The 12,899-nt window shown below is 62.3% G+C and carries 8 protein-coding genes and 1 pseudogene; 6 read left to right on the top strand and 3 right to left on the bottom strand.

Annotation, left to right across the window (positions count from 1 at the left end; translation table 11 throughout):
• The first annotated feature begins 132 nt into the window (after window positions 1–132).
• The gene (locus tag FJ934_RS02665) at window positions 133–1,785 is read left to right on the top strand and encodes an ABC transporter substrate-binding protein (RefSeq protein WP_140607108.1); all 1,653 of its coding nucleotides are present in this window, start codon (window positions 133–135) and stop codon (window positions 1,783–1,785) included.
• A 212-nt stretch (window positions 1,786–1,997) separates the two neighbouring features.
• Here the strand turns inward: FJ934_RS02665 and FJ934_RS02660 are convergent.
• Both FJ934_RS02660 and FJ934_RS02655 read right to left on the bottom strand, forming a co-directional pair.
• Window positions 1,998–2,277: pseudogene (locus FJ934_RS02660) on the bottom strand (leucine zipper domain-containing protein); the annotation flags it as partial.
• Between the two features lie 205 nt (window positions 2,278–2,482).
• Entirely contained in the window at window positions 2,483–3,514 is a 1,032-nt protein-coding gene (locus FJ934_RS02655; protein WP_140607107.1) for a LacI family DNA-binding transcriptional regulator, read from the bottom strand.
• A gap of 362 nt (window positions 3,515–3,876) precedes the next feature.
• On the opposite strand from FJ934_RS02655, the gene FJ934_RS02650 reads away from it, so the two are divergent.
• From FJ934_RS02650 to FJ934_RS02630, 5 genes are all read left to right on the top strand, one after another.
• Window positions 3,877–4,779, top strand: a complete 903-nt coding sequence (locus tag FJ934_RS02650) for a substrate-binding domain-containing protein (protein ID WP_140607106.1) — start codon at window positions 3,877–3,879, stop codon at window positions 4,777–4,779.
• A gap of 150 nt (window positions 4,780–4,929) precedes the next feature.
• A complete protein-coding gene (locus FJ934_RS02645; RefSeq protein WP_246671415.1) occupies window positions 4,930–6,474 on the top strand; it encodes a sugar ABC transporter ATP-binding protein in 1,545 nt (514 codons plus the stop codon).
• Window positions 6,471–7,466: a ribose ABC transporter permease gene (locus FJ934_RS02640; protein WP_140607104.1), complete on the top strand. Its 996-nt coding sequence runs from the start codon at window positions 6,471–6,473 to the stop codon at window positions 7,464–7,466. Before FJ934_RS02645 ends, FJ934_RS02640 begins: the two co-directional genes overlap by 4 nt.
• An 11-nt stretch (window positions 7,467–7,477) precedes the next feature.
• The gene (locus FJ934_RS02635) at window positions 7,478–8,425 is read left to right on the top strand and encodes a sugar kinase (RefSeq protein ID WP_140607103.1); all 948 of its coding nucleotides are present in this window, start codon (window positions 7,478–7,480) and stop codon (window positions 8,423–8,425) included.
• Window positions 8,422–9,714, top strand: coding sequence for a D-tagatose-bisphosphate aldolase, class II, non-catalytic subunit (locus tag FJ934_RS02630; protein ID WP_140607102.1), 1,293 nt, complete (start codon window positions 8,422–8,424; stop codon window positions 9,712–9,714). Before FJ934_RS02635 ends, FJ934_RS02630 begins: the two co-directional genes overlap by 4 nt.
• 518 nt (window positions 9,715–10,232) lie before the next feature.
• Here the strand turns inward: FJ934_RS02630 and FJ934_RS02625 are convergent.
• A complete protein-coding gene (locus FJ934_RS02625; RefSeq protein WP_140607101.1) occupies window positions 10,233–12,899 on the bottom strand; it encodes a nitrate reductase in 2,667 nt (888 codons plus the stop codon).

Here is a 12,899-nt window from a genome sequence, read left to right as displayed (position 1 = left end):
ACTGGCCATTCGCGGAAGTTGAGGAGACGCAACCGTCCCGAATCGGAGGCCCGCTCGCCGATGCCCAGGGATCCCACGGTTGGTTGGGCAAATGCGTGAGAGACAAGAAATCAACAACAGGGAGCACTCGAAATGAAGTTTTTCAAAAGCGGAGGAACCCGCGTGCCAAAGGCGATCACGCGCATGGCGAAGGACGTTCGTGATGGCCACATGGACCGGCGCGAATTCCTTGCGATGGCTAGTGCGTTCGGCGCATCGACCGCGGTCGCTTACGGCATGGTCGGCCTGGCCGCGCCGGTGCCCGCGTTCGCCGCAGAAGGCAAGAAGGGCGGAACGCTCCGCGTTGCCATGGTGGTAAAGCAGCAGAAGGACCCGCGTACCTATGATTGGGTCGAGATGGCCAATATCAGTCGCACCTGGCTGGAGCCGCTGGTCCGCTACACCCGCGAATTCACTTTCGAACCGGTGCTTCTGGAGAGTTGGGAAGTCAACAGCGACGCCACCGAATACCTGCTTCATGTCCGCAAGGGGGTGACCTGGAACAACGGCGACCCATTCAATGCCGACGATGTCGTCCACAATTTCAGCCGCTGGTGCGACAAGAAGGCTGAGGGCAATTCGATGGCGGCACGTGTCAACAGCCTGGTTGACCCGAATACGGGCAAGGTGCGCGAGGGCGCCGTTACCAAGGTCGATGACTATACGGTCAAGCTCTCGCCGAGCGACCCGGATATCGCGCTCATTGCCGGTCTCACCGACTACCCGGCCTTGGTCGTGCACAGGAATTTCGACGCAGATGGCGCCAATCCGATCACGAAGCCGATTGGAACCGGTGCATTCGAGCTCGTCTCCTACGACGTGGGCCAGAAGGCAGTGCTGAAGCGGCGCGAGAGCGGAAAATGGTGGGGCGGAGAAGCACTGCTGGACGGGGTCGAGTTCATCGACTACGGGACCGATCCAAATGCAATGGTGAGTGCGTTCGAGTCCGGTGAGGTTGACCTCAATAATGAAACCGGAGCGGACTATGTCGAGATTTTAGACAAGCTTGGACTTCACCAGACGGAGATCCAGACCGCGACCACCCTGGTTGCCCGCACCAACGTCACGCAGAAGCCGTATGACGATAAGCGCGTGCGCAACGCGCTCCAGATGGCCGTTGACAACAACGTTGTGCTTCAACTCGGCTATGCCGGGCGCGGCACGGTGGGCGAGAACCATTTTGTCAGCCCGATTCACCCCGAATACTACCCTCTGCCTAAGAAAGCGCGCGACGCGGCTGGCGCGAAAAAACTCATAGCGGAGGCGGGTCAGGCGGATTTCGAGCACGAATTGATCACCGTCGACGATGATTGGAACAAGAGCACTGGGGATGCGATCGCCGCCCAGCTTCGCGACGCGGGCATTAAGGTCAAGCGCAGGGTAATGCCCGGGTCGACCTTCTGGAACGATTGGACGAAGTATCCTTACTCCGTGACCGTTTGGTACATGCGTCCGCTTGGCGTCCAGGTTCTGGCACTGGCCTTCCGTACCGGCGAGGCGTGGAACGAGACGGGTTACTCCAATCCGGAGTTCGACAAGAAGCTCAAGGAGGCCCTGTCGGTGAGCGCCCCCGAGAAGCGGCGTGAGGTGATGAAGGACATCGAGACCATGATTCAGGACTCGGGGATCATCATCCAACCCTATTGGCAGAAGCTCTACAATCACATGAGCAAGAAGGTGAAGAACTATTCCATTCACCCGACCTTCCAGATGGATCTGCAGAAGGTCTGGCTAGAACAGGCCTGACGCATTCAAGCCTCAGCCTAAACGGCTAGCTGGCGGCCGCGGAATTTGCCTCTTCGGATGGAGATTTTCGCGGTCGTCACGGATGTTTCCCCCCGAGGAACATCCAAAACCATCGGAGCCGTCATTTTTTGGCCGGCCGAACTGACCACTCCAACTATGCCAGCCACCACAGCCGTGGGTCTCAACTGCGGCCACGCTGATCGAGCATGAAGCATAGCGATGTGCTTGCCGGTCACGCGCTGCCGGCGCAGCGCCATGATCGCATCCGCCACCGCGGCTTCGGTTCGCCCTGGGCTTGTCTTGGGCCGCGAGGAACGGTCGAGCGTGCCGGCGCTTCCCTCGATCCGGAAGCACTCCACCCAGCGCGCCACCACCTTCGCCGTCACCCCGTATGTCCGCGCCGCATCGGCTTTGGAAGGACGGCCTCCAATAACGTCACGGGCCATTTCCTCGACGCAGCGGCTTCGGACGGGCATTCTTGTGGATGTTCAGTCGGTCCTCCGAGAATCACTGAAGCTTCCTCAGTTTTCTTGGTCGGGGCCGAACAGACAACCTCCTGAAGGCTCACAGCTAGTACGAGGTGGGCGACGCCGACATGCCGACCTTGATCGCGCGGTCTCTGAGCGACAGATGCCGACAACACGAATGGAGCAGAAGGTTTGTACGAGACTGGTGGAGTATGCGACACCCGATCGGTCTATGCGGAACCGCGCATGATCAACTTGGCTTCGAGTCGTATGACTTCCGATCCGCCATCAAGCGCTTGAGGGTCATCCCCGATCCGCGCGAAAAGCATGTCAACCCCGGCGGCGGCGATGCCCCGATAGTCCTGCGCCACTGTCGTCAGCGGCGGGCATGTGAAGCGGCTCAGTGGATGGTCGTCATGACCCGCGACGCGCAATCCGCCGTCCTCTTCACGTCCGACCGGCCGCTTGCGCTCGTAGGCAGCGGCGATGACGCCGAAAGCGAGGCGGTCGTTGGCGCATAGAACCGTCCGGGTGGGGAAGCCGCCACTGTCAAGGATACGGCCGGCTTCCCGGTAGCCTAGTTCCTCGAAATCCCAGCCCCCGGCTCGGATCGGCAGCATGATGGGCTCAATCTTGAGCCGCTCCATGGTTGCGATATACGCCGCCCGGCGCTCCAGCGCGTTCTGATTGACCGCCGGCATTTCCAGGAAACAGGGATGCTCTCCCGTGCGGCACAGATACTCGGTAATGTCGCCGATGCTCTGTCGGTTGTCGGTTCCGACGAACGGTTGATCGGCATTGACGCGATTGTCGAGGAACACGATCGGCACTGAATTCACGAGGCTGGCCAATAGGGTCGCGTCCGTCTCGAAACCCAGCGGCGCCATAAGCACACCAGCAATATTGAGCGACATCAGCGTGCGCATCGCGCGGGCTTCCAGCTTGCGTTCCCCATGTGAGGACAGAACGATCGCCCAGTACCCTTCGGCAAGGCAGCGCATTTCGATCTGGCGAACGACCTCCGCGTAGAACGGATCGGAAATGTGGGGAACGATGACGCCAATATTCTTCGGCTGCTTCCGGTTCATGCTGACAGCGAAGATGTTCGGTCGATAGTCGTAATCCTTCAGCGCCTTTTCGATCCGCGCCCGGGTCGACGGCTTCACGCTATCGGGATTGTCGAAATATTTCGAGACCGTCGGCCGCGACAGACCACTGGCGGTCGCAAACTCTTCCATGGTCCTGATCTTCGGCTCGCTCATGTTCGACTTCCCGCGCTTGAGACGCCCGCAATGGGCGAACAGGATTTTTCATGCGTAAATTTATTTTTTTACCAAGACAACCCATAAAAGCGGTCGGGAAGCGATCATTCCCGCTCATGGCAGATCGAGAACGGCAAAGGCCGTGTAATCCCTCGTGCATCTATCAATTTATTTTTTATCGCGTGTAAAGAAATAAATTGACACGAAGAAGGAGGCATGACATTTAAAGCCGCAGCTCGGGTTCCGGGCTGAATTCTCGCCATGGAGGTTGCCGCCTGGCGGCGGCAAGCAGGCGGGAAACGCATCGTTCATGTTCAGATCAACAACGAGCCGGCCAGCACCGGCTCCATTCGGAGGAAATCATGTTTCGTAAAACGCTCGGCCGCATTCTTCTGTCCGCGACAGCCCTCGCCGTGATGGCGGGCGTCGCTTCCGCTGACGGCATCGGCGCATCGCTTCTGACCCAGCAGCACCCGTTCTACATTTCACTCGCCAACGCGATGAAGAAGGAGGCCGATGCGGAGAAGGTGCCGCTCGAAATCGCCATCGCCAATCAGGATCTCAGCAAGCAGCTTGCCGATGTCGAGGACTTCATCACCAAGGGCGTCAGTGTCATCATCATCTCCCCGGTGGACAGCAAAGGCGTACGCGCGGCCATCACCAAGGCCGAGAAGGCAGGCATCAAGGTCATCACCGTGGACATCCCGGCCAATGCCGCGGAAGTGACTTCCTTCGTCGGCACCGACAATTTCGCCGGCGGCGAAAAGGCGGCCGAGCTGATGGCGAAGTCCATTGGCGACAAGGGCAATGTCGCCATCATCGACTATCCGACGGTCCAATCGGTGGTGGACCGCGTCGAGGGCTTCAAGAAGGGCCTCGAGAAGCACCCTGACGTCAAGATCGTCGCGATCCAGCCAGGCATCACCCGTCCGGAAGCGCTGGCCGCCGCGCAGAACATGCTGCAGGCCAATCCCGACATCGTCGGCATCTTCGGCTTCGGCGACGATGCGGCCCTCGCCGCGGCGGCAGCCGTCAAGGCGGCCAAGCTCGAGGCCCAGGTCAAGGTCATCGGCTTTGACGGCATGGAAGAGGCCCGCAACGCTGTGAAGAACGACCCGGTGATGGTAGGCGTCATCGCCCAATATCCGGACGAGATGGGCAAGGTCGCGGTCGAGACCGCGGCCAAGGTGATCAAGGGCGAGACCGTTCCGGCCAAGCAGCCGATCGTTCCGGGCGTCGTCACCAAGGACGGTGAAACCAAGTAGCCAGTTCGACGACGGCGGGGGAGGTTTGTCGCCGTTGCCCTCCGAGCGATGATGCCGTCGGATTGCCGGCACCATAGCGCCTGGAGAAGGGAAAAGTGGTCGCTCGCCATGCCACCGGCGGGCGAGCCGCAAGGCAGGGAGGAACAACTCGTGACAGTCATCAACCCAAATGCCGATGTCGACACGTCGCGCGCCGCCGACACGGTGCTCGAAATTCGCGATATCGCGAAATCATTCGGCCCGATCGTGGCGCTCAAGCGTATGAACCTGACCGTGCGGCGTGGGCGCGTGCACACGTTGCTCGGTGAAAACGGTGCCGGCAAGTCCACCCTGATGAAGATCCTTGCCGGTGTCTTCAAGCCTACGTCAGGCAGCATCGTCCTGAACGGAAAACCCTATGTGCCGCAAGATCCCCGCGACGCCCGCGCGCACGGCATTTCCATCGTCTTCCAGGAACTCAGCCTTTGCCGCAACTTGTCGGTAGCGGAGAATATTTTCGCCAGCCACGAGCCGAGCCATTTCGGCTTCATCCGCGACCGCGAGTTGAATGCGGCCGCCCAACAGCTCATCCGCGACCTCGGCCTGCCGGTCGACGTACGAGCCAAGCTCGGCGACCTTTCGATCGCCCAGCGCCAGCTTGTGGAGATCGCCAAGGGCCTCAGCCTGCCCGCCGACGTGATCATCCTCGATGAGCCGACCTCGTCGCTTTCGGACAGCGAGGCCGAGATCCTGTTCACGATCATCGACCGGCTGAAGGCGCGCGGCAAGGCCGTCATCTACATCTCGCACCGCATGGAAGAGATCATGCGGCTGTCCGATGACATCACCGTCGTGCGCGACGGCGAGTATGTGACCACCACCGAGAAGAGCCAGACCAGCATCGACCGGCTGATCGCCCTGATGGTCGGACGCGAGATGAACAACATCTACCCACCGCGCCAGGCGCCGCGTCCCGCTGCTGAAACGCCTGCGATGCTGGCGACCAGGAATCTCACCGTTCCGGGCAAGTTTCGGGATGTCTCGATCGACGTCAAACCCGGCGAAGTCGTCGGTCTGTTCGGCCTCGTCGGCTCAGGCCGCTCCGATGTCATGAAGGCTCTGTTCGGCATGTACCAGCCGCAGGGCGAAATCGTCCTTGACGGCAAACCGCTGGCGCTTGCCTCTCCGACGGAGGCGATCCGCAACGGCATCGCTTTCGTGACCGAGAACCGCAAGGAAGAAGGCCTGGTGCTGCCTCATAGCGTGGAGCGCAACATCAACATGGTGGCGCTCGGCCAGCTTGCGGGGCCTCTCGGCCTGATGCGCAGTTCGGCCGAGCGCGAGGCCGCCAGGAGCGAGGTGCGACGCCTGGCCATCAAGACCGCATCGATCGACACCATTGCCGGCTCGCTGAGCGGTGGCAACCAGCAGAAGATCGTGCTGGCCAAATGGCTCTTGATCAAGCCGCGGGTGCTGATCCTGGACGAGCCGACCCGCGGCGTCGATGTCGGCGCCAAATTCGAGATCTACCGCATTATTCGCGAGCTTGCCGCCAACGGCGCCGCGATCCTGATGGTTTCCTCGGAGCTTCCTGAAGTTCTGGGCCTCAGCGACCGCGTCGTGGTGATGCATAACAAGCACATGGCCGCCGTGCTCGAAGCCGATGGCCTCACACCGGAAACCGTCATGAACTACGCAGCGGGGATGCACGCATGAGCAACGTCCAAGACATTCAGAAGAAGGCCGCGGATGCCGAGGTCCGCCGCTCGTTTCTCAGGTCGCCGATGGTGCGCCAATATGGCGGCATCATCATCTCCCTGGCCGTGCTCTGCGTCGTGTTCTCGGTGCTGAACCCGCGCTTCCTGGCCTTCAACAATTTCATGAACATCGTGCAGCAGGTGGCCGTCATTGCGGTCGCAGCCTACGGCATGACCTATGTCATCCTGCTGGGCGACATCGACCTGTCCATCGGCTCCATCATCGCCGTCGCCGGCATGGTGGCCGCGCAAGCCTTCGGCATGGGCTTCGGTTTCCTGCCGACGGTGCTCCTGACCTTGGCTGCCGGCGCGCTGATGGGCGCGCTCAACGGCGCGTTGTCGGCCAAACTTATGCTACCATCCTTCATCGTGACGGTAGCAACGATGGGCATCTACCGCGGCGCGGTCAGCCTGCCGACCAATGGCGCGCCGGCAATGATCGACAACGAGGCATGGCTCTCGATCGGCGCCGACAGCTGGCTGGGCATCCCGATCATCATCTGGATCATGGCCGTCCTGTTCGTGATCAACCACGTCGTGCTGTCCAAGTCGATCTTCGGGCGGCAGATCTACCTGACCGGCGGCAACAGAGAGGCGGCGATCTATTCCGGCATCCGCGTCGACCGCGTCAAGATCATCGTCTTCATGATCTCGGGCGTCATGGCCGCGATCAGCGGCATACTTCTCTCCTCGCGCCTGTCCTCGGCTCAGACCAACGCCGGCATGGGCTACGAGCTCGACGCCATCGCCGCCGTGGTCCTGGGTGGCACCTCGCTTGCCGGCGGCGTCGGCACGATGATCGGCACCATTCTCGGCGCTCTCATCATCGGGGTCATCAACAACGGCATGAACATGTTGTCGGTCCCTTACTTCTTCCAGCTCATCGTCAAGGGCGTTGTCATTCTCGTAGCCGTCTGGCTCGATGTGCGCAGCAAGTCCGCCAGCACGTGATTGGGTGAAACATGAAGAAGATCATCACGATAGGCGAGATCCTCGTCGAGATCATGGCCGTCGAACCGGGCCATGGCTTCACCGCCCCGATTCAACTCGTCGGCCCCTTCGCCTCCGGCGCGCCGGCGATCTTCATCGATCAGGCGGCGAAGCTCGGCCAACCCTGCGGCATCGTCAGCACTGTCGGCAAGGACGATTTCGGCACGCTCAACGTCGAGCGTTTGCGCCGTGACGGCGTCGATGTCTCGGCCATTGGCATCCATCCAACCGCGGCCACCGGCAGCGCCTTCGTGCGCTACCGGCCGGACGGTAATCGCGACTTCATCTACAACATCCGCCACAGCGCCTGCAGCGCCATCGGCCTCACGTCGGAGGCGGAAAGGCTCATCGACGGCGCCGACCACCTGCATATCATGGGCTCGGCGCTGTTCTTCGACGGCATCGTCACCGCCATCTTCGAGACCACCTCGCGCATCAAGGCCAAGGGCGGCACGGTTTCCTTCGACCCCAACATCCGCAAGGAAATGCTCGAACTGCCCGGCATGCGTGAAGCACTCGCCCATGCGCTGGAGAATACCGACCTGTTCATGCCGAGCGGCCAGGAAATCTTCCTTTTTACCAAATCGACCGACGAGAAGGCCGCGGTCGCGGACCTGCTCGACCGCGGCATCAAGGCCGTGGTGGTCAAGCGTGGCGCGCAGGGCGCCAGCTACTTCGACAGGTCTGGCGAAGCCTTCGCTCCGGCGTTCAAGGTGGAGGAAGTCGACCCGACCGGCGCCGGCGATAGTTTTGGCGCGGCCTTTGTGACGTGCTGGCTGCGCGGCATGGAACCGCGCAAGGCGTTGATCGTCGCCAACGCCACCGGCGCGCGGGCGGTAAGTGTCAAAGGGCCGATGGAAGGCACGTCCACCATGGGCGAAATCGAAGCGTTTCTGAACGAGCATGGAGTTCCGGCATGAGCACCGACATCCTGAGCGGCCTGCCCGCACGCCACGCGAGCGGACAGCGTAGCGGCATCACCTCGATCTGTTCCGCGCATCCGCTCGTCGTGGAGGCCGCTCTCCTGGAGGGAATCGCGACCGGCTCACCGGTGCTGATCGAAGCCACCTGCAATCAGGTCAACCAGGAAGGCGGTTATACCGGCATGACGCCCGCCGACTTCCGCCGTTTCGTCGAGGCCATTGCCGCTCGGCTGGGATTTGACGCCGGGCGCCTGATTCTAGGAGGCGATCACCTGGGGCCTAACCCATGGAAGCATCTCCCGGCCGAGGAAGCGATGCAGCGCGCCGAAGTCATGATGGATGCCTTTGTGCGGGCAGGCTTTACGAAGATCCATCTCGACACGTCGATGGGTTGCGCGGGTGAGCCGGTGGCGCTGCCCGACGCCCTGACCGCCGTGCGCGCCGCGCGCCTGGCGAAGGTCGCCGAAAGGGCGGCGGCCAAAGCCGGCTACGACCTGCCGGTCTACATCGTCGGCACCGAGGTGCCGATCCCCGGTGGGGCGATGGAGGCGCTCGATCACCTGGAACTCACCAAGCCGGAAGCCGCGCTCGAAACCATCGAGGTTCACCGCCGGGCCTTCGCCGCGCTCGGGCTTCAGGATGCCTTCTCCCGCGCCATCGGCGCGGTGGTGCAGCCGGGCGTCGAATTCGGCAACGAGAATGTCGTCGTCTACGACGGTGCCAAGGCTGTCGCCTTGCGCGGCGTCCTCAAGCAGATGCCGCAATTCGTCTTCGAGGCACATTCGACCGATTATCAGCCGCAGGAGGCGCTTTCCGCTTTGGTTCGCGACGGCTTCGCGATCCTCAAGGTTGGCCCGGGCCTGACCTTCGCGCTGCGCGAGGCGCTGTATGGCCTCGACCAGATCGCGGCCTTCCTGGACCGTCTGCCGGAGGAGGAAACTCTGCGCGGCAAGATGGAACGGCTGTTGCTGGCCGAGCCCAGGAACTGGGATAAATACTATCATGGCGATGCGCAGGAACAGCGCCTGCAGCGCCATTTCTCCTACAGCGACCGCATCCGCTATTACTGGCCCCATCCGCAGGCATCGGCGGCGGTCGACGCCCTGCTTCAGCGGCTGGACGGCCGCCCAATCCCCGAGACGCTGATCAGCCAGTATCTCGGCACGCTCTATCCCGCGGTTGCGGCGGGCAAGGTGAAAGCGACTCCAAAAGCGCTGATGGTGGAAGCGGTGCGCAACGTTGTGCGCAGTTACAACCACGCGTCATCACCAACTGCAAAGGTCTAATCTAGTCGGCCATAGCCGGAGGGATCAAAGGTCGAATGCCTCGCTTGCGGATGTCGGCGAAGCGTTGGTAGCGGAGCGCGCATAGGATGCGCGATCAAGCGACAGACTTCGTCGGCCCGTGTCGCGACAATGGCGCGTATCTGACGGTAGTTGCCTCGATGCCCGGCTGTCCCAGCGCGCAGAGGCTACAAGGCTGTGCGGAGGCTTCACTGAGCGGTCCATCCGTGTCCACCGCGTCGCCTAGCGGGGGCGGTCACGCCATCGCCGACATCAGCCGCAAACTAAAATCCCCATAGCCATCAACTGTGGCCCGCGGGTTCCTGCATGAGAGGCTTTCGTACGCCTCACGGCACCCGAAACCCTTCAGCATGTCGGTCGTAAGGGCGACTGTGCCTATTGCCCAAAGCAGACAATTTTGGTGGCCACTCTGGAGGTCGCGATGTCGCAGGAGCAGCATTTGCCTAACTTGCTTCGCAACCGACCACTCGCCACCGACAGTTGGCAGCACCCAGCAACTCTCACTCCGCTGCCTGAAATCTTGCTGCCCCGAGGATGACACGAATCTCTGCACGGCAGGAGCCGCAATTGGTGCCGGCCTTCAGCGCCCCGCCGATGGCTTCGACGGTGGTGCAACCGGCCGCCACCGCTGCAACGATCTGGTTGGCTCCGATGTTGAAACAGGAGCAGACGGTGGCACCGGCATCGGGCCGTTCGACACCGGCGCGGCCGGCGACGATCGTGAAGCGGTCGCGCTGGCTGGCGTGGGTCGCTTCCAATTGTTCAACAGCCCAGCTGCGCGACACCGCGACCGGAGCGGGCGCAACGAAAAAGGCGCCCACGAGGCGCTCACCGTCGAAGGCGGCGATGCGGTGCTGGCCGGCGTCCCGGTCGTGATAGGCGAGCATTTCGGCCAAGGGGGCATCGAAGAGTGACCCGGCGAAGGCAGTCCAGTCGGCAGCGGCGTCGGCAAAGGCCAGTTCGACCCGCCATCCGCCCTTGCAGCGGGCTGCTGCCCAATAGTCGGCACTGATCGCTTCGGGTCGTTGCCGTGTCACGGCAAAACCAAAGACCTTGGCGGCAAATTTCTCGATGCGGGCCGCGACGTGTTTTAGCGCCGGCTGGCCTGAGATTGGGTCAGTGAGCGGCGCGGTGAGCACGTCGAGCCGGCCTTTTGCTGCAAACTGATCGGTCCAGTGCATCGGTGCGAAGACGCTGCCCCGACGCTGTCGGGGCGTGATCAGGGCGCGGACCAGCACGTCGCCGCGCGGGCTGGAAATCCGCACGATATCGGCGTCGCCGAAGCCGTGGTGCAGCGCATCCGCGGGATGGATTTCGACAAACGGCTCGGCGATGTGCTGTGACAGGCGCGGGCTTTTACCCGTCCGCGTCATGGTGTGCCAGTGGTCGCGGATGCGGCCAGTGTTGAGGATGAGCGGGTAGTCGGCGGTGGTGCGGACTTCCGTCGCGGCGCGAATAGCGATGAAGCGCGCTTTGCGGTCGGGGGTGTAGAAATTGCCGTTGGTGAAGAAACGTGTGCTGGTTAGGGTGCTTTGGCGCGGCGTTGGCCATTGAAATGGCGCTAGCGCGTCGTAGTCCTCAACATCGATCGCAGCATAAGCGCCGATATCGAAATCACGCTCGCCATCATTTTCGAACCCCGACAGCGCGGCATGTTCGACAAAAACTTCCGCCGGGGTCTCATGCGAAAACGCCTCGTCAAAACCCATCCGTTTCGCCACCTCGACGATAATCCGCCAATCCGACCGCGCCTCGCCGGGCGCGGCCAAAAAAGCGCGCTGGCGCGAGATGCGGCGTTCGGAATTGGTGACCGTACCGTCCTTTTCGCCCCAGGCGGTGGCCGGCAGGGATACATGGGCGTGACGCACTGTGTCGGTCTCTGCCAGTACATCCGAAACCACGACGAATGGGCATGCCTTGATCGCGGCTTCGACGGCATCGGCATCCGGCATGGAATCGACCGGGTTGGTGGCTATGATCCACAGTGCCTTGATGCGCCCGTCGGCCACCGCCTCGAACATGTCGACCGCCTTCAGGCCGGGTTTGTGGGCGACGGCGGGCGCCTTCCAGAAACGCCGCACCCGCTCACGATGCTCGGGGTTTTCGATCTCCATATGAGCAGCGAGCATATTGGCCAGGCCGCCAACTTCGCGGCCGCCCATGGCATTGGGCTGGCCGGTCACCGAGAACGGTCCTGTCCCCGGCTTGCCGATGCGGCCGGTGGCAAGATGGCAGTTGATGATGGCGTTGACCTTGTCGGTGCCCGACGTCGACTGGTTGACGCCCTGGCTGTAGACAGTGACGGTCTTCTGCGTCGCGGCGAACAGGCTGTAGAAACGGACGAGCTCTTCCTCGCTCAGGCCCGTGGCGGCGGCGACGGCGGCAAGGTCGAGCGCCGAGGCCGCAAAAAGCGCCTGCCCGAAGCCGGTCGTGTGCGTGGTGATGTAGGCGCGGTCCAGCGCATTTTGCTGGCCGAGATGAGCAAGCAGCCCGGTGAACAACGCGACGTCACCATCCGGCGCGATGGCCAGATGCATGTCGGCGATATCGGAGGTCATGGTGCGGCGCGGATCGACCAGCACGATCTTCATGTCAGGCCGCTTTTCCCGCGCCGCGGCAATGCGCTGGTAGAGCACGGGATGGCACCAGGCGAGGTTGGAGCCGACCAGAACGATCAGGTCGGCGAGTTCGAGATCCTCGTAGGTGCCGGGCACGGTGTCGGCGCCGAAGGCGCGGCGGTGGCCGGCGACGGAGGAGGCCATGCAGAGGCGTGAATTGGTGTCGATGTTGGCCGAGCCGATGAAGCCTTTCATCAGCTTGTTGGCGAGGTAATAATCCTCGGTCAGTAACTGGCCCGAGACATAGAAGGCCACCGCATCAGGACCATGCTCAGCGATGGTTTGCGAAAAGGTCGAGGCGACAAGGTTGAGTGCTTCATCCCAGCCCGCGCGCCGGCCGTGGATTTCGGGATGGAGCAGCCTGTCGTCGAGGCCAATGGTCTCGGCCAGTGCGGAGCCCTTGGAACAGAGCCTGCCGAAATTAGCGGGATGGTCGGGGTCGCCACGGACGGTGACTTGTCCATCCGTGGCGACCTTCGCCAGCACGCCGCAACCCACCCCGCAATAGGGGCAAGTGGTACTCACCTCGCGCGCTGCGTCGATTTCCAT

The sequence above is a fragment of the Mesorhizobium sp. B2-4-12 genome (assembly GCF_006441575.1).
Lineage (GTDB): Bacteria > Pseudomonadota > Alphaproteobacteria > Rhizobiales > Rhizobiaceae > Mesorhizobium.
Note: the sequence above shows the minus strand (reverse complement) of the source record. Positions and strands in the feature narration are given on the sequence as shown.